This is a genomic window from Thioalkalivibrio sp. ALD1 (assembly GCF_000381245.1).
GTDB lineage: Bacteria > Pseudomonadota > Gammaproteobacteria > Ectothiorhodospirales > Ectothiorhodospiraceae > Thioalkalivibrio.
In genome coordinates this window covers 49,245-66,587 of sequence record NZ_KB906248.1, presented here as the reverse complement: position 1 = coordinate 66,587, position 17,343 = coordinate 49,245, and the positions used below count along the sequence as shown (strand labels likewise).

General features: G+C 65.0%; 18 protein-coding genes. 13 read left to right on the top strand and 5 right to left on the bottom strand.

Annotation, left to right across the window (positions count from 1 at the left end; translation table 11 throughout):
• Positions 1 to 12: 12 nt before the first annotated feature.
• The 5 genes from rsxB to metG all read right to left on the bottom strand — a co-directional run bounded on the left by rsxB (position 13) and on the right by metG (position 4,811).
• Positions 13 to 597: an electron transport complex subunit RsxB gene (rsxB, locus tag F623_RS0112175; protein WP_018862783.1), complete on the bottom strand. Its 585-nt coding sequence runs from the start codon at positions 595 to 597 to the stop codon at positions 13 to 15.
• Positions 594 to 1,172 carry an electron transport complex subunit RsxA gene (rsxA, locus tag F623_RS0112170; protein ID WP_018862782.1) on the bottom strand — a complete coding sequence of 193 codons (579 nt, stop codon included), beginning with the start codon at positions 1,170 to 1,172 and terminating at the stop codon, positions 594 to 596. The genes rsxB and rsxA overlap by 4 nt, the downstream gene beginning before the upstream one ends.
• A gap of 220 nt (positions 1,173 to 1,392) precedes the next feature.
• Positions 1,393 to 2,088, bottom strand: a complete 696-nt coding sequence (locus F623_RS0112165) for a hypothetical protein (protein WP_018862781.1) — start codon at positions 2,086 to 2,088, stop codon at positions 1,393 to 1,395.
• Entirely contained in the window at positions 2,085 to 2,705 is a 621-nt protein-coding gene (gene mtnB / locus F623_RS0112160; RefSeq protein WP_018862780.1) for a methylthioribulose 1-phosphate dehydratase, read from the bottom strand. Before mtnB ends, F623_RS0112165 begins: the two co-directional genes overlap by 4 nt.
• Before the next feature lie 69 nt (positions 2,706 to 2,774).
• On the bottom strand, positions 2,775 to 4,811 hold the full coding sequence (metG, locus tag F623_RS0112155) for a methionine--tRNA ligase (RefSeq protein WP_018862779.1): 2,037 nt from the start codon (positions 4,809 to 4,811) through the stop codon (positions 2,775 to 2,777).
• Positions 4,812 to 5,272: 461 nt separating this feature from the next.
• Between metG and apbC the strand changes: the two genes are divergently transcribed.
• The 13 genes from apbC to F623_RS0112090 all read left to right on the top strand — a co-directional run bounded on the left by apbC (position 5,273) and on the right by F623_RS0112090 (position 17,329).
• Positions 5,273 to 6,364, top strand: a complete 1,092-nt coding sequence (gene apbC / locus F623_RS0112150; protein WP_018862778.1) for an iron-sulfur cluster carrier protein ApbC — start codon at positions 5,273 to 5,275, stop codon at positions 6,362 to 6,364.
• Between the two features lie 28 nt (positions 6,365 to 6,392).
• Positions 6,393 to 6,959 carry a dCTP deaminase gene (gene dcd, locus F623_RS0112145; protein ID WP_012983152.1) on the top strand — a complete coding sequence of 189 codons (567 nt, stop codon included), beginning with the start codon at positions 6,393 to 6,395 and terminating at the stop codon, positions 6,957 to 6,959.
• 39 nt (positions 6,960 to 6,998) lie between these two features.
• Positions 6,999 to 7,904: a carbamate kinase gene (locus F623_RS0112140; RefSeq protein WP_018862777.1), complete on the top strand. Its 906-nt coding sequence runs from the start codon at positions 6,999 to 7,001 to the stop codon at positions 7,902 to 7,904.
• A 110-nt stretch (positions 7,905 to 8,014) separates the two neighbouring features.
• Complete coding sequence (locus F623_RS0112135; RefSeq protein ID WP_018862776.1) at positions 8,015 to 8,224, top strand: hypothetical protein; 210 nt, start codon at positions 8,015 to 8,017, stop codon at positions 8,222 to 8,224.
• A gap of 155 nt (positions 8,225 to 8,379) precedes the next feature.
• Positions 8,380 to 10,098, top strand: coding sequence for a biosynthetic-type acetolactate synthase large subunit (ilvB, locus tag F623_RS0112130; protein WP_018862775.1), 1,719 nt, complete (start codon positions 8,380 to 8,382; stop codon positions 10,096 to 10,098).
• 22 nt (positions 10,099 to 10,120) lie between these two features.
• Positions 10,121 to 10,615: an acetolactate synthase small subunit gene (gene ilvN, locus F623_RS0112125; RefSeq protein WP_012983148.1), complete on the top strand. Its 495-nt coding sequence runs from the start codon at positions 10,121 to 10,123 to the stop codon at positions 10,613 to 10,615.
• 92 nt (positions 10,616 to 10,707) lie between these two features.
• Positions 10,708 to 11,724 (top strand): ketol-acid reductoisomerase, encoded by a 1,017-nt coding sequence (gene ilvC, locus F623_RS0112120; RefSeq protein WP_018862774.1) that lies wholly within the window; start codon positions 10,708 to 10,710, stop codon positions 11,722 to 11,724.
• A 64-nt stretch (positions 11,725 to 11,788) separates the two neighbouring features.
• The gene (locus F623_RS0112115) at positions 11,789 to 12,457 is read left to right on the top strand and encodes a phosphatidylserine decarboxylase (protein ID WP_018862773.1); all 669 of its coding nucleotides are present in this window, start codon (positions 11,789 to 11,791) and stop codon (positions 12,455 to 12,457) included.
• The gene (pssA, locus tag F623_RS0112110; RefSeq protein ID WP_018862772.1) at positions 12,454 to 13,263 is read left to right on the top strand and encodes a CDP-diacylglycerol--serine O-phosphatidyltransferase; all 810 of its coding nucleotides are present in this window, start codon (positions 12,454 to 12,456) and stop codon (positions 13,261 to 13,263) included. Before F623_RS0112115 ends, pssA begins: the two co-directional genes overlap by 4 nt.
• 3 nt (positions 13,264 to 13,266) lie before the next feature.
• Positions 13,267 to 14,058, top strand: coding sequence for a uracil-DNA glycosylase (locus tag F623_RS0112105; RefSeq protein WP_081616611.1), 792 nt, complete (start codon positions 13,267 to 13,269; stop codon positions 14,056 to 14,058).
• Between the two features lie 93 nt (positions 14,059 to 14,151).
• Positions 14,152 to 14,631 carry a ribosomal protein S18-alanine N-acetyltransferase gene (gene rimI, locus F623_RS0112100; RefSeq protein WP_026278791.1) on the top strand — a complete coding sequence of 160 codons (480 nt, stop codon included), beginning with the start codon at positions 14,152 to 14,154 and terminating at the stop codon, positions 14,629 to 14,631.
• A 157-nt stretch (positions 14,632 to 14,788) separates the two neighbouring features.
• On the top strand, positions 14,789 to 15,592 hold the full coding sequence (locus F623_RS0112095; protein ID WP_018868740.1) for a tetratricopeptide repeat protein: 804 nt from the start codon (positions 14,789 to 14,791) through the stop codon (positions 15,590 to 15,592).
• Between the two features lie 144 nt (positions 15,593 to 15,736).
• A complete protein-coding gene (locus tag F623_RS0112090) occupies positions 15,737 to 17,329 on the top strand; it encodes a peptide chain release factor 3 (protein ID WP_018862768.1) in 1,593 nt (530 codons plus the stop codon).
• The last annotated feature ends 14 nt before the right edge of the window (positions 17,330 to 17,343 follow it).

Below are 17,343 nucleotides of genomic sequence, written 5' to 3'. Positions count from 1 at the left end.
CGGAATCCCGGCTTAGCGGGAGCTCCGCGAGCCTTCTGCGAGGGCGTGTATGGGCCGTTCGATGGGCGAGGGTTCCGGTTCCGACCAGCGCCATTCGGTGATGTCGGTTTGCACCGGGACCATGCTGATGCAGTCGACCGGACAGGGTTCGACGCATAGTTCGCAGCCGGTGCACTCCTCCTCGATCACGGTGTGCATCTGTTTGGCCGCGCCGAGGATCGCATCCACCGGACAGGCCTGGATGCACAGCGTGCAGCCGATGCAGATGTTCTCGTCGATTACCGCGACAGCCTTTTCCTGCTCCTCTTCTTCCAGCGGTGTCGGCTCGCGGTCCAGCAGGTCCGCCAGGGCCTGTACCGTGGCCTGGCCCCCGGGGGGGCAACGGTTGATGTCGGCCTCGCCCGCGGCGATCGCTTCGGCGTAAGGGCGGCAGCCGGGATAGGAGCACTGGCCGCACTGCGTCTGGGGTAGCAGGGCGTCGATCTGGTCGACGACCGGGTCTTGCTCGACGCGAAAACGCTGCGCGGCAAAGCCCAGGATCAGGCCAAACGCGGCGGCAAGGCCGCCGATCGCGAGGATGGCATAGACGACGCTCACAGCCGCACCAGCCCGGAGAAGCCCATGAACGCCAGCGACATCAGCCCTGCGGTGACCATGGCCACCGCACTTCCGCGAAAGACCACGGGCACGTCAGCGACGGCGATGCGTTCGCGAATGGCGGAGAACAGGATCAGGACGATGGAGAAGCCGACCGCGGCGCCGAAGCCGTAGAGTGCGGACTCGACGAAGTTGTGCGCCTCCTGGACGTTCAGCAGGGCCACGCCCAGCACCGCGCAGTTGGTGGTGATCAGCGGCAGGAAGATGCCCAGCACGTTATAGAGCAGGGGGCTGGTCTTGCGTACGACCAGCTCGGTGAACTGCACCACGGCCGCGATCACCAGGATGAACGCGATGGTGCGCAGGTACTCGAGCCCCAGCGGGGTCAGCAGGTACTCGTTGATTACGTAGGAACTGACCGCGGACAACGTCAGCACGAACGTCGTGGCCAGGCCCATGCCGGTGGCCGTCTCGACCTTGCGCGAGACCCCCATGAACGGGCACAGGCCCAGAAACTTCACCAGTACGAAGTTGTTCACGAGGATCGTACTGATGAGGATCAGGACGTATTCCACGTTAATTCCGAGTCTTCAGGTCAACAAAATAGTATCAGGGACCGCTTATCCCGACTCAACCCTTGCGGGGCGCGGGTTTTGCGTGGGAGCGGGCCGGCCCGGGTCCCTTCAGCTGTTGGACCTTGGTGGAATCATTCGCGGGCAGGCCCTCTCCCACAAGGCCCGCTCCCGGAAGGGGCCCTGCCAGGCCGACACTGACCGCCCCTTACCAGGTCCGAGTCTAGTCGCTTGCCGGGACGAGCGTGTCCAGGCTGTATCGCGGGTGATTGTCTGCGGCAGCCGGGTCGTCGAACGGACGGGCGGTCTGCAGCCAGGCCTGGTGCGCGGCGTCCAGCTCCTCGCCGCGCACCGACAGCAGCATGATCGCCTCCGGCGCGATGCCGATTTCGTCCGCCAGACGGCGGTAGCTGCCGGCATCGCGCCGCCCACCGATGCGGGTATCGAACAGCCCGGTCAGGCGTTGTTCCACCTCCGGATACGGGCCGTGGCGCAGCCAGTCGCGCTGGACCGGGGCCGGGCTCGCGCCAAAGCTGTACAGGGCCACGCCGGCATCGTCCAGCGCGATCAGGGCATTGGCCGTTTCGTCCGACAGCTCCGGGCGCAGCATCGATGCCTCCAGGGCATCGGCCCAGATCAGCCCCTGGAGCTGGCGCAGGGGGGTGATGTCCTGCCCACCGCGGATCCAGGCACGGATCTGCGCAAGTAGCCCGTCAACGTCCAGTTCGCGCCCGGAATAGGCGAGGATGTCCGCGAGCACGCGCTGCACGGCGGTGCTCTCTGCATGGCGCTCGAGAAAGCCCGCCAAGGCCTCCAGCGAATAGGGCTCAAGTGTGTCTCGCAGCACGCCGGGCGGTGCCAGGACCCCCTCGAACGCGAGGATCAGGGCCTGGGGCGCGGGATTCGGTGACATGTTCATCGGCTCATCTGGTGTGCGAGCGTCTCGCACTGGAACATGAATTCGAAGGCCTCGACGCGGTGCAGCGCCAGCTCCACGCTCGCACCCCAGGTATACAGGCCGTGCCCGCCGATCAGGAACCCGGCGAGGTTCGGCTCGCGGGTCATCGCGGCGTCGACCCGCGCGGCCAGTTGCTGAACGTCGGGTTCGTTCGCGAACACGGGGAGGTCCAGGCCCCGGGCAGGGTTCTCGACGCCGGGCAGTTCGCGCAGGACCTCGTAGTCGCGCAGGGCGAGCGCGCCGGGGAACTGGCGCGACAGGACGGTCGCGTGCACGGAATGCGTATGCAGCACGGCGCCCAGCTGGGCATCGTGGCGGTACATGATGATGTGCAGGAAGGTCTCCGGGGCCGGCTCCTCGCTGCCGGCGACCACGTGGCCGTCGAGATCGACCACCAGGAAGTCATGGCGGTCGAGAAAGCTCTTCTCGCGATTGGGCGCGGTGACGGCGATATGCCGGTCGTCCAGGCGCGCCGAGAAGTGGCCGGTGCGCGCGGGCAGCCAGCCGCGCGCCGAGAGATCACGTCCTGCTTCGGCCAGCAGGCGTACCTGTGCCAGGAATTCGGGGCTTTGGTCCATGCGTCCGGGTATCGACAAAAGAGCGGCAGCTTACGCGAGCCGTGGGTGCAAATCCATGACGCGGGCGGCCTATTTGACCCGCATTCCGGGTCGAGCGCCGTCGTCCGGGTTCAGGATGTACAGTTCCGAGCCGCCGGGGCCGGCCGCCAGGACCATGCCCTCGGATACGCCAAAGCGCATCTTGCGCGGCGCGAGGTTGGCCACCATCACGGTGTGGCGGCCGACGAGGTCCTCCGGGGAATAAGCCGACTTGATCCCGGCAAACACCTGGCGCGTCTCCGAGCCGATATCGAGGGTGAGCTTCAATAGCTTGTCTGCGCCTTCAACATGCTCGGCACTGGTGATGCGCGCGATGCGCAGGTCGACCTTTGCGAAGGTGTCGAAGTCGATGGTTTCGGCGATGGGGTCCGCGTCGGGTTCTGCTTCGGTGCTGGCGGCCGGTTCGGGCTCGGCAGCGGCCAGGGTGGCCTTCGAGGCCTCCAGCAGCTTGTCGACGGTCTCGCCCTCGATGCGCGTCATCAGCGGCTTGAACTTCTCGATCGCGCGCCCGACCAGCGGCTCGCGCGTGTCCCAGGCCAGGCTGTCCAGCCGGAGAAAGGCCGCGGCGTCGGCCGCCAGTCGCGGCAGCACCGGGGCGAGGTAGACGATCAGGATGCGGAACAGGTCCAGGCCCTGGGTGGAGATGGCCTGCACCTCGGCCTCGCGGCCTTCCTGCTTCGCCAGCACCCAGGGCTGGGCCTCGTCGATGTACTGGTTCGCCTGGTCGGCCAGCGCCATGATGCGGCGGATGGCCTGGGCGTATTCGCGGTTCTCGAACGCGGCCGCGATGGCCTCGCCCTCGGCCACGAAGGCCTCGTGCAGGTCCGGGCGCGGCAGCTCGGCCGCCAGCTCGCCGTTCGAGCGCTTGGTGATGAAGCCGGCGCAGCGGCTGGCGATGTTCACCAGCTTGCCGACCAGATCGGAGTTCACGCGCTGGACGAAGTCGTCCAGGTTGAGGTCGAGATCGTCGACCCCGGCGCCCAGCTTGGCGGCCAGGTAGTAGCGCAGGGATTCCGGGTTCAGGTGGTCCAGGTAGTCGCGGGCGCGGATGAACGTGCCGCGTGACTTGGACATCTTCTGTCCGTTGACGGTCAGAAAGCCGTGGCAGAAGACCGCGCTGGGCGTACGAAAGCCTGCGCCGTGCAGCATGGCCGGCCAGAAGAGCGTATGGAAGTATGCGATATCCTTGCCGATGAAGTGATACAGCTCGGCCTCGGAGTCCGCGCCCCACCAGGCGTCGAAATCCAGGCCCTGCTGGTCGGCATGCGCACGAAAGCTCGCCATGTAGCCGATCGGCGCATCGAGCCAGACGTAGAAGTACTTGCCCGGGGCATTGGGGATCTCGAAGCCGAAGTAGGGGGCGTCGCGCGAGATGTCCCAGTCGGTCAGGCCCGCGTCGAACCACTCGTCCAGCTTGTTGCGGATCGCATCCTGCAGGCGGCCGGAGCCGGTCCATTCGCGCAGGAAGGTCTCGAAGTCGCCGAGCTTGAAGAAGTAATGCTCGGACTGACGCGATTCCGGGCGGGCACCACTGATCGCGGAGACCGAGTCTTTCAGGTCCAGCGGGCTGTAGGTCGCGCCGCAGGCCTCGCAGGAGTCGCCGTACTGTTCCTCCGCGCCGCAGTTCGGGCAGGTGCCCTTGATGAAGCGATCGGGCAGGAACATCCCGGCCTCGGGATCGTAGGCCTGGTCGATGGTGCGGGTTTCGATGTGGCCGGCGTCGCGCAGCGCGGTGTAGATGCGCCCGGCCAGCTCGCGGTTCTCGTCCGAGTGGGTCGAGTGGTAGTGGTCGAAATCGACCAGAAACTCGCTGAAGTCGGCCTCGTGCTCCTGACGCACGCGCGCAATCAGCTCCTCGGGTTCGATGCCTTCCGCGCGGGCCTTCAGCATGATCGGGGTGCCGTGCGCATCATCGGCGCAGACGTAGACGACCTCGTGACCGCGCGCACGCTGGAAGCGCACCCAGATATCGGTCTGGATGTACTCGACGAGGTGCCCCAGATGGATCGGCCCGTTGGCGTAGGGCAGGGCGCTGGTGACCAGGATCTTGCGCGGCGTGTCAGTCATCGTCGGGCTCGTGCCTCGGTAGCGGCGGGCGGCGGAATGCAGGGGCGCTATTGTCGGGGCTGCCAGCCAGGTTGTCGAGGCACATTGCATCCGCCACGGCGTTTTCCACAGAAGCTGTGGATAACTCTGTGGGCAACAGGGTGGAATTCATCGCCAGGCCTTGTCACGCAAGGACCCTGTACAGATTGGTCAAAAAACGTTCAATTCATTTTTATTATTATAAAACATATAGATAAGAGTGCTTTGTCCAGTGGTTTCGGCCGTTTGGTTGCTATCTGTGGCCTTTTTCAAGGCGATCTGAATTCATGTGCATAAAGATCGCCGCAAGGGGTTGACAGGACGGTGAGGACCCCTCCCCCGGCATTGAGCAAAGGACTGGCGACGGGTGGTGCCATTGGCGTGTCGATTTGCGCCCAGTAGAATCGCGCGATTACTCCCAACCGCTGGATGGAACGAACGCCATGGCCGAACTCTCGCGCGAGCAGATCGAAAACGCCCTGAAGACCGTTCAGGACAAGTACCTGGAGCAGGACCTGGTGGCCGCCGGAGCGGTCAAGGATATCCGCGTGGAGGGCGCGCGTGCGGTCATCAGCATCGAGATGGGTTACTCCGCCAATGGCTATCACGACGAACTGCGTGCTGCGATCCAGGGCGCGCTGGCGGGCGTCCCCGGTCTCGAATCTTCCGAGGTGACCATCGGCACGAAGGTGACCGCGCACGCGGTGCAGAAGAGCCTGAAGCCGATGCCCGGCATCAAGAACATCATCGCCGTGGCCTCCGGCAAGGGCGGGGTGGGCAAGTCCACCACCGCGGTCAATCTGGCCTTGGGCCTGGCCGCCGAAGGGGCGCAGGTCGGCATCCTGGATGCGGACATCTATGGCCCCAGCCAGCCGCGCATGCTGGGCATCAAGGATCGTCCCGAGTCGAAGGACGGCAAGTCCATGGAGCCGCTGGAGCGCCACGGCGTGCAGGCGATGTCCATTGGCTTCCTGATCGACGAGGACACGCCGATGATCTGGCGTGGCCCGATGGTCACCCAGGCCTTGGAACAACTGCTGAACGAGACCAACTGGAAGGACCTCGACTATCTGGTGATCGACCTGCCGCCGGGTACCGGCGACGTGCAACTGACGCTGTCGCAGAAGATCCCGGTTTCCGGCGCGGTGATTGTCACCACCCCGCAGGACATTGCCCTGCTGGATGCACGCAAGGGCCTGCTCATGTTCGAAAAGGTCGAGGTACCGGTACTGGGCATCATCGAGAACATGAGCATCCACATCTGCTCGAAGTGTGGCCACGAGGAGCACATCTTCGGCCAGGGCGGTGCCGAGGGCATGGCCGAGGAATACGGCGTGGACATGCTCGGCGCCCTGCCGCTGGACATTCACATCCGTGAGCAGGCTGATGGCGGCGAGCCGACCGTGATCGCGGATCCGGACGGCCGGATTGCCGAGATTTACCGCGAGATCGCGCGTCGCACGGGCGCCAAACTCGCGGAGCAGGCGAAGGACTACAGCAGCAAGTTCCCCAACATCGTCATCCAGAACAACTGATCCGGCGATCACAACCAGGGGCAGGCAGATGAGCATCAAGTCGGACCGCTGGATCCGGGAGATGGCCGAAACGAAGGGCATGATCGAGCCCTTCGAGCCCGGTCAGGTCCGCTATCACGACGAGCAGCGTATCGTCTCCTACGGCACGTCCAGCTACGGCTACGACGTGCGCTGCTCGGACCATTTCAAGATCTTCACCAACATCAACTCGAGCATCGTCGACCCCAAGGGCTTCGATGAGGGCAGCTTTGTAGACGTGCACTCCGATGTCTGCATCATCCCGCCCAACTCCTTTGCGCTGGCGCATACCGTCGAGTACTTCCGCATCCCGCGCGACGTGCTGACCATCTGCCTCGGCAAATCGACCTACGCGCGCTGCGGCATCATCGTGAACGTGACCCCGCTGGAACCCGAGTGGGAAGGCCACGTGACCCTGGAGTTCTCCAACACCACGCCGCTGCCAGCCAAGATCTACGCCAATGAGGGTGTGGCGCAGATGCTGTTCCTGCAGTCCGACGAGGTCTGCGAGACCTCATACAAGGACCGCGGTGGCAAGTACCAGGGCCAGCGTGGCGTCACCCTGCCCCGGACCTGACGTCCACCGTTCCACCAGGACATTACTGAGGAGGCCGCCATGCGCATCGTGATCGCGCTGGGCGGAAACGCCCTGCTGCAACGCGGCGAGACGCCGTCGGCCGAGGGCCAGCGGCGCAACGCCCGTGCCGCGGCGCGGGCCATCGCCGATGTAGCCAATGAGCACGAGGTCGTGGTAACGCACGGCAATGGTCCGCAGGTCGGGTTGCTGGCCAGCCAGGCGGAGGCCGATTCCATCCACTGGCCGCTGGATGTGGTCGGCGCCGAGAGCCACGGGATGATCGGCTACATCCTCGCGCAGGAACTGCACAACGCCCTGGGCCATGACCGGATCGCCAGCCTCCTGACGCAGACCGAAGTCGACCCGGAGGATCCGGCGTTTGCCCGCCCCGAGAAGTTCATCGGCCCGACCTGGGAAGAATCCCGGGCGCATGCGCTGGCCGAGGAGCGCGGTTGGGATATCGCCCGCGACAGTAACGGCTGGCGGCGCGTGGTGGCTTCGCCGGAGCCGCAGAAGGTGCTGGGCGTCGAGGCGGTGCGGACCCTGGTCGACGGCGGATCCCTCGCGATCTGCGCGGGCGGCGGCGGCGTGCCGGTCGCGCGTGACGACAAAGGTCGCCTGTACGGTATCGAGGCAGTGGTGGACAAGGACCTGACCGCCGCGCGACTGGCGGTAGAGCTGGAGGCGGACTGGCTCCTGATGTTGACGGATGTTGATGGTGTCTACTGGAATTGGGGCGAGCCCGACGCTACGCGACTCAAGGCGTTGCTGGTGAGCGCGGTCGACCCCGCGACGTTTCCGGCCGGGTCGATGGGTCCGAAGATGGAGGCCGCCCGGCGTGTGGCCGGACAGGGCGCCCGGGCCGGCATCGGGGCGCTCGAGGACGCCGCCGCGATCGTTGCGGGGCAGGCCGGGACACGGATCCTGCCGGTGGGGGCGTCGTAGAGTCCGGACCCGCGCGGGAATCAGCGTCTCGCCGTGGTGGATTGTTGCCAAGCCACTGGTCTCGCGGCAAGCTCGCCCGTTCACGCCCCTGTCTCGCAAGGAAGAATGCTATGTATCGCCATACCCGCATCACTGGATTCCTCGTTCTGTCCATGGCCGCCACGTTTGTGCTGGTGGGTTGCGGAGGCGAGGAAGAGGAGATGAACCCGCCGCAGGGTCTGGAACAGCAGATGGCGCCGCAGGACATGTCCAGTGACGATGCCCGCCGCCCGACCAACCCCGGCCTGCCCGCGGCGGACGTGAAGAAGTCGGACGACTGAAACCGGCTGTCTGCGCCTGCTCCTGGACGATTTCCTGCTCGCTGCGTGCTGGGAAAAATCGTCATTTCATATTAGGATGTTGGGCTATTTTGATTCCTGATGCGTGATCCCGCGACGATCACGCGCGAGCCCTTAAGGTAAGGAAGTCGACCACCATGTCCGAGACCGCAAGCTCCTCCACCGCCATCACCGGCGCCGAAATCTTCTGCCGCAGCCTGCAGGCCGAGGGTGTCGACGTCGTATTCGGGTATCCCGGCGGGGCGGTACTGCACATCTATGATGCGCTGTATCGCCAGGACAAGGTTTCGCACGTACTGGTGCGACACGAGCAGGGCGCGGTGCACGCGGCCGAGGGCTATGCCAAGTCCTCCGACAAGCCGGGTGTCGCGCTGGTCACATCCGGTCCCGGCGCGACCAATGCGATTACCGGGATCGCCGATGCCTACATGGACTCGGTGCCGCTGGTCGTCTTCACCGGCCAGGTGCCGACCAGCCTGATCGGCAACGATGCTTTCCAGGAAGTGGATACCGTGGGGATTACCCGACCCTGCGTGAAGCACAACTTCCTGGTCAAGGACGTGAAGGACCTGGCGACCACGATCAAGAAGGCCTTCTACGTGGCGACCACCGGCCGCCCCGGACCGGTGGTCGTGGATATCCCGAAGGATGTGACGGCGGCGAGCTGCGAGTTCGAGTATCCCGAGTCCATCCACATGCGCTCGTACAACCCGACCTCTGGCGGCTATACCGGCCAGATCGACAAGGCGGTGGACCTGATCCTGTCGGCGAAGCAGCCGATGATCTACACCGGCGGGGGCGTGATCCTGGGCAAGGGCTCCGAGGCGCTGACCGAATTTACCCGCAAGCTCGGCTACCCGATCACCAACACGTTGATGGGGCTTGGCGGCTATCCGTCGTCGGACAAGCAGTTCCTCGGCATGCTGGGCATGCACGGGACCTACGAGGCCAACATGGCCATGCACCACGCCGACGTGCTGATCGCGATCGGCGCGCGCTTTGACGACCGCGTGACCGGCAACATCGAGAAGTTCTGCCCGCACGCGAAGATCGTTCATGTCGATGTAGACCCGTCCTCGATCTCCAAGAACGTGAAGGTCGACGTGCCCATCGTCGGCGAGGTGGAGCCGGTGCTGCGTGCGCTGATCAAGGCGCTGGACGCCGCCAACGCGAAGCCGGACCCGGAGGCGCTGGACGCCTGGTGGAAGCAGATCCGCGAGTGGCAGTCGCAGGACTGCCTGAAGTACGACCGCGATTCCGAGCTGATCAAGCCGCAGTACGTGGTACAGAAGTTCTGGGAGCTGACCCAGGGCGAAGCCTTTGTGACCTCGGACGTCGGCCAGCACCAGATGTGGGCCGCCCAGTTCTACGGCTTCGACAAGCCCAACCGCTGGATCAATTCGGGCGGTCTGGGGACGATGGGCGTAGGCCTGCCGTTCGCGATGGGCGTGCAGTTCGCCCATCCGGATGCGACGGTCGGCTGCATCACCGGCGAGGCCAGCATCCAGATGTGCATCCAGGAGCTGTCGACCTGCTACCAGTACCAGTTGCCGATCAAGATCCTGAACCTGAACAACCGCTATCTGGGCATGGTCCGGCAGTGGCAGGAGTTCTTCTACCAGGGGCGCTACGCGATGTCCTACATGGATGCGCTGCCCGATTTCGTGAAGCTGGCCGAGGCGTATGGCCATGTGGGCATGCGCATCGACCAGCCGGGCGATGTCGAGGGCGCAATCAAGGAGGCCCTCGCGCAGAAGGAGCGCCTGGTGTTTTTGGACTTCATCACCGACCAGTCCGAGAACGTCTATCCGATGATCCCGGCCGGCGCCGGCCAGAACGAAATGATCCTGGTCTGAACCGGGTACAGGGAAGAGCCGTATGCGTCATATCATCAGTGTCCTGCTGGAAAACGAATCCGGTGCCCTCTCGCGGGTGGCCGGCCTGTTCTCCGCGCGTGGCTACAACATCGAATCGCTGACCGTCGCGCCGACCGACGACCCGTCGCTGTCGCGCATGACCATCGTGACCAGTGGTTCCGACGAGATCGTCGAGCAGATCACCAAGCAGCTGAACAAGCTGGTCGACGTGATCAAGCTGCTGGACATGACCGCTCACCCGCACATCGAGCGCGAGATGGCCCTGATCAAGGTGCGTGTCGGCGAGGCGGCCGATCGGGAAGAGGTCAAGCGCCTGACCGATATCTTCCGCGGTCGCATCATCGACGTGACCCAGCAGACCTACGTGATCGAGATCACCGGCGAAGGCTCCAAGCTGGATGCCTTCCTCGAGGCGGTCTCGCCGTTCCCGGTGCTGGAGGTCGTGCGCTCGGGTGTGATGGGCATCGCCCGCGGCGACGTCGCGCTGCAACTGTAATCGCCTTCGCTTTTGTTCGTGCCGGCCAGGCACGGGCTTTTTGATTCGTCATCGGCCCCCTGGCGGGGCCTGTTGCCAAGGAAATGACTGCCATGAATCTGTACTACGACAAAGACGCCGACCTCTCCATCATCCAGGGCATGAAGGTCGCGATCATCGGCTATGGCTCGCAGGGCCACGCCCATGCGAACAACCTGAAGGACTCCGGTGTGGACGTGACCGTGGGCCTGCGCGAGGGCTCCGGCTCGCGCGCCAAGGCCGAGGAGGCCGGTCTGAAGGTTGCCGATGTCGATGCCGCGACCGCCGGTGCCGATCTGATCATGGTGTTGGCCCCGGACGAGTACCAGGCGGCCCTGTACCGTGACGTGCTGGAGCCCAACCTGAAGCAGGGCGCGACCCTGGCCTTCGCCCACGGCTTCGCGATCCACTACAACCAGATCGAGCCGCGCAAGGACCTGGACGTGATCATGATCGCGCCCAAGGCCCCGGGTCACACCGTGCGCTCCGAGTTCGTGCGTGGCGGCGGCATCCCCGACCTGATCGCAATCCAGCAGGACGCCTCCGGCAAGGCCCGCGACATCGCAATGTCCTACGCCTCCGCGATCGGCGGCGGCCGCACCGGCATCATCGAGACGACCTTCAAGGACGAGACCGAGACCGACCTGTTTGGCGAGCAGGCCGTGCTGTGTGGCGGGGCGGTGGAACTGGTCAAGGCCGGTTTCGAGACCCTGACCGAGGCCGGCTATGCCCCGGAGATGGCCTACTTCGAGTGCCTGCACGAACTCAAGCTGATCGTCGACCTGATGTACGAGGGCGGCATCGCCAACATGAACTACTCGATCTCCAACAACGCCGAGTACGGCGAGTACGTGACCGGCCCGCAGGTGATCAACGAAGAGTCGCGCTGGGCGATGCGCGAGGCGCTGAAGAATATCCAGAATGGCGAGTACGCCAAGCAGTTCATCCTGGAAGGCGCGATGAACTACCCGTCGATGACCGCCAACCGCCGCCTGAACGCCGCCCACGAGATCGAGCAGGTGGGCGAACGCCTGCGTGCGATGATGCCGTGGATCAAGGCCAACCAGCTGGTCGACAAGTCCCGCAACTGATCCGTCGGGGTCGGCCCGGGGCGCTGGCCTCGGGTCGCGCACCCGCGCTCCCTCCGAGAACCCCATGCTGTTTCCGCTTGCCCCCGAAGGCCGCCTGTTCGTGATCATTGCTGCCTGGATGGCAGTGATCTCGCTGCTGGTCGGAGAGGCGGAGCTGGGCGTTTTCATGGTGCTGCTGACCGTGGCGCTGATGGGGCTCTTCCGCGATCTTCGGCGCAAGGCGGCGGCACCGGCGCTTGGAGTGATCGCCCCGGCCGACGGCACGGTGGAGGCGATTGACGAGGCAACCGATCCCTTTACCGGCAAGCCCGCCCGGCGTATCCGCATTCGTCAGCGGCGTCTGGGGGAATACAATGTCCATGCACCACAGGAATCGAAAGTGGTGGAGCGGATCTGGCCGGGCAAGGAAACGGACAGCCCGCCGGATGGACAACTGGATCATCGCGCGGCTTTCGCGTTGGTGACGGACGAGGGCACACGCCTGACGCTTGCCCTGTCGGTCAACCACTGGCCACGCATGATCCGTCTGCAGAACGTGGTGCCTGGCAACCGACTCGGGCGCGGCAAACGCATGGGTTTCGCCGGATTCGGTGCTACCTTCGAAGTCTGGCTGCCCGCCGGGTCCCAGGTGATGGCCCAGGTTGGCCAGAAGGTGCTGGCGGGCTCTACCGTGATTGGGGGTCTGCCGGAGGCCAGTGGCGAGGTGGGCGCGACCGTGGAGGTGCTGGAGTGACGCCGGATGACGAGGGATCAAGCGATATTGACGAGATGAACGGGGGCGACGACCGGCACGAGGGCCGTGCCCGACGTCGTCGCGGGATCTTCCTGTTGCCCAACCTGTTTACCACCGGGGTGCTGTTCTCCGGCTTTTTCGCCATCGTCTCCGCGATCAATGGCGAGTTTACGACCGCCGCGATCGCAGTGTTCGTTGCCATGGTCCTGGATACGCTGGATGGCCGCGTGGCGCGGATGACGGACACGCAAAGCGAGTTCGGTGCGCAGTACGACTCGCTCTCCGACCTGGTTTCCTTCGGGGTGGCCCCGGCCCTGGTCGTGTACCTGTGGCAGCTGCAGGATCTGGGCAATCTCGGCTGGGTAGCGGCCTTCTTCTTTGCCACCGCCGCGGCACTGCGGCTGGCGCGCTTCAACAGCCGTCTGGCCGTCGTCGACAAGCGGTTCTTCCAGGGGCTGCCGAGCCCCGCCGCCGCTGCATTGGTGGTGGGGATGGTCTGGGTGCTGGAAGACCTAGGGATTCCGGCAGACCTGGCCGATCCGTACGTGATCGCGATCCTGATCGTGACGGTGCTCGCGGGTGCGGCGATGGTCAGTAATCTGACCTACTTCAGTTTCAAGGACATGGACTTCAAGCATCGCGTGCCCTTCCTGGCGATCGTCGGGGTGGTGGGGGCACTGATGCTACTGGCGCTGGACCCGCCCAAGGTCCTGTGGGCGGGATTCGTGATCTATGGCCTCTCCGGGCCCCTGCTGACGCTGGAACGTTGGCGCCGCCATCGTCGCCGTACACCATCGGGGGATTGACGCGTGGATCTGTCGGCGCGCAAACGCCGTATCCTGGCCGATATGGGGATTCCGGTCTGGCGTGCCCGGGAGGGGGCTTTGGATACCGCGGTGGAAGCCCCGGCGTCCGAGCCAGCTTCACCGGCGATAGGCCCCCGGGTCGATGTGGCCTCTGCGTCAGCCGTGCCCCCCGAGCCTTCCGAGGCGCTCGCGCCTCCCGTGAATACGCCGGTTGAAGGCGAGGTCGCGGCACTCGGCTGGCCGGAACTCGAAGCACGAGTGCGCGACTGCACGGCCTGCGCCGAGCTTGCCAGTCAGCGTACGCAGACGGTGTTTGGCGTGGGCGATCGCCGCGCCCGGTGGCTGTTTGTCGGCGAGGCCCCCGGGGCCGAGGAAGACCGTCGAGGCGAGCCGTTTGTCGGGCGTGCCGGCCAGTTGCTGGACAACATGCTGGCGGCACTGGGCCTTGATCGGCGACAGGATGTGTTTATCGCCAACGTGCTGAAGTGCCGGCCGCCGAACAACCGCGACCCCAGCCCCGAGGAGTCCCGGGCCTGCCGTGGCTTCCTCGACCGCCAGATCGCGCTGGTGCAGCCCGAGGTGATCGTTGCGCTGGGGCGTATCGCCGCCCAGCATCTGCTGGAGACCGATCAGCCGCTGGGCCGTCTGCGTGGCGGCCCGCATCGGTATCGGGAAGTGCCGTTGGTGGTGACCTATCATCCGGCCTATCTTTTGCGGAAGCCGCAGGACAAGGCCAAGGTCTGGCAGGATCTGCGGCGCGCGCGGGGGTGTCTGACCAGTGCTCCCGGCTCTTGACCCCACCTGGGGTGTGTATTCGGGAACGTCGCCAACAGCTACCCACCTATATCTTCAGACAGGAATTCACCCCAGGAGACCCAGCCCCGCGTCATGAGTGCCGAGCCGCAAGTACAACCCCGGATGCGCCGCATGCTGGCCGAGGATGTCGAGCGTGTAATGGGCATCGAGCGCGAGGCCTACCACTATCCCTGGACCGCGCGCATCTTCGAGGACTGCATCCGGGTCGGCTACGACTGCTGGATCCTGGAGGTCGACGAGCGCCAGGTGGGTCATGCCGTACTGACGGTGGCGGCCGGCGAGGCACATCTGCTGAACCTGACGATCGACCGACGCTGGCAGGGGTATGGGCTGGGGCGCTACATGCTGCGCCGTCTGCTCGACTATGCCTGCGAGCAGCAGGCCGAGGCTCTGTTTCTGGAGGTGCGCCCCTCCAATGTCGCGGCGCTCCAGCTCTACCGCTCGGAGGGGTTCGAACACATCGGCACCCGGCCGCGCTATTACCCGCTGCACAGCGGACGCGAGGATGCCTGGGTGCTGAGCCGCCGCTGCGCGGCGCCGGCCGGGGCGTGACGCCAGGATTCGTGACATCAAACGCGTTTTGCGGGCTTTCGCGGGCGTTTTGCGAAGCCGGGTTCACGTCCCGGTGCGTTCGTTTTGCGCGCAGGACGGGGGGCAGTCTATGATCATAGCCGGCATTGATGCCGGAATTCCCTGCGAGGCTGCCCTCATGTCCCGATCCCTGCGTGCGTTGTTTGTTTCTCTCCCCCTGACATTACCGCTGGCCCTTGGAGCTGGTGTCGTCCAGGCCCAGGATTTTGGCTACGACGAGGTTGAGCGCCAGCAGGAGTTGCTCGGGGTCTGGTACGAGATTCGCGAGAGCAATGCCCAGCGGGGTGATACGCGGGCGATGTTCGACGTTGGAATGGCCAACTACGTGGGGCGTGGCACCGACGTGGACTATGACGCGGCGCTGCGCTGGTTCGCGCGTGCGGCGGACGAGGACCATGCGGGGGCGCATTACTATCTCGGTTTCATGTTTTCCTCCGGGCGTGGTACGTCAGTGGATGAAGACAAGGCTCTTGAGCACTACACCCGCTCGGCCGAACTGGGCTATGCGGACGCGCAATACTGGCTGGGCAGTCACTACGCCCGTAACGAACGGTCGAACGGCGAGGCCCTGGAGTGGCTGGGCAAGGCGGCGGAACAGGGACAGGTCTCGGCCAAGTACTACTACGGCTTCCTGCATGAAACGGGACGGGGGACGAACCCGGATCCGGCCAAGGCCGCCCAGTGGTATACCAAGGCTGCGGAACGCGGTGATCGCAACTCGCAGATCGGCCTGGGGCGTCTGCATCAGAACGGGCAGGGTGTGGAGCGCGATCTGGTCGAAGCCTACGTCTGGTATTCCCTGGCCGAGGACAGCGAGCGCCTGGAGGCCGTCAAGACGCGCATGAGTCAGCGCGATCTGGATCTTGCCCAGGGCCGCCTGGACGAACAGTCCGCCGCGATCCAGCGAGCTTCTGCACGCTGATTCTCCCCGTCCTGCTGTTCCCGGCAGATACGAACGGCCCCGGGTTTCGGTCCGGGGCCGTTTGCGTCAGGGGCACCGGGTAAACGCCACGCCAGGCCCGTTTTCGCGTTAAACTGCCGCGCTTCATTCAGGCGGCCCAAGAAAATGTCCTTTCCCGAGGAAACCGCCCGGCGCCGGACGTTCGCGATCATCTCGCACCCGGACGCGGGCAAGACCACCATGACCGAAAAGCTCCTGCTGTACGGCGGCGCGATCCAGCTCGCCGGTACGGTCAAGGGGCGCAAGTCCTCGCGCCACGCCACCTCCGACTGGATGGAGATGGAGAAATCGCGCGGCATCTCGGTGACCTCGTCGGTGATGCAGTACCCGTACAAGGGACGCATCGTGAACCTGCTGGACACTCCGGGCCATGCCGACTTCTCGGAGGACACGTACCGTACGCTGACCGCCGTGGACTCCGCGTTAATGGTGATTGACGCGGCCAAGGGCGTGGAGGAACGCACCATCAAGCTGATGGAGGTCTGCCGGCTGCGTGACACACCGATCATGACCTTCGTCAACAAGATGGACCGCGAGGGCCGAGATCCGATCGAGCTGCTCGACGAGGTCGAAGAGGTGCTGAAGATCCAGTGCGCCCCGATCACTTGGCCGATCGGTTCCGGCAAGCGCTTTCGCGGTGTCTACCATCTGCGCCGTGATGCGGTGCACCTGTACGACCCGGAAGAGGGCGGAAAGAAGTCCACCGGCGAGATCATCGAGGGGCTGGACAACCCGCGGCTGGACGAGGTGCTCGGCGATCAGGCGCAGGAGCTGCGTGACGAAATGGAGCTGGTGCAGGGTGCCTCGCACGAATTCGACCCGGGGGCCTACCTTCGCGGTGAGCAGACCCCGGTGTTTTTCGGCTCCGCGATCAACAACTTCGGCATCGAGGAGCTGCTCGACGACTTCGTCGAGTACGCCCCGGGCCCGCTGCCGCGCCCAACCCATTCGCGCAGGGTCGAACCCACCGAGGAGAAGTTCACCGGCTTCGTGTTCAAGATCCAGGCGAACATGGACCCGAATCATCGCGACCGCATCGCGTTTATGCGCATCTGCTCGGGCACCTTCGACAAGGGTGCCAAACTCCGCCATGTGCGCATCGGGCGCGACGTGAAGATCCCGGATGCCCTGACGTTCATGGCGTCTGACCGCGAGCATGTAGAAACCGCATACCCCGGCGACATTATCGGCATCCACAACCATGGCACCATCCGCATTGGTGATACTTTCACCCAGGGCGAGGAGCTGACCTTTACGGGTGTGCCGAACTTCGCGCCGGAGCTGTTCCGCCGGGCGCAGCTGAAGGACCCGCTGAAGATGAAACAGCTCTCCAAGGGGTTGCAGGAGTTGTGCGAGGAGGGCGCGACGCAGCTCTACCGTCCGCTGACCAGTAACGACCTGATCCTTGGCGCGGTTGGCGTGCTGCAGTTCGACGTGGTCGCCGAGCGCCTGCGCACCGAGTACAAGGTGGAGGCGCAGTTCGAGAACGTGAACGTCCAGACCGCTCGCTGGGTCGAATGTGACGATCCGAAGAAACTCGAGGAGTTCAAGGAGAAGGCCGCGGCCAACCTGGCGATCGACCATGGTGGCGATCTGGTCTATATCGCCCCCACGCGGGTGAACCTTCAGATGGCTCAGGAGAAGTGGCCGGAGATCCGTTTCGAGGCCACGCGCGAGCACGGCCAGCCAACGGAGTAGGGGCTCGACTGTGG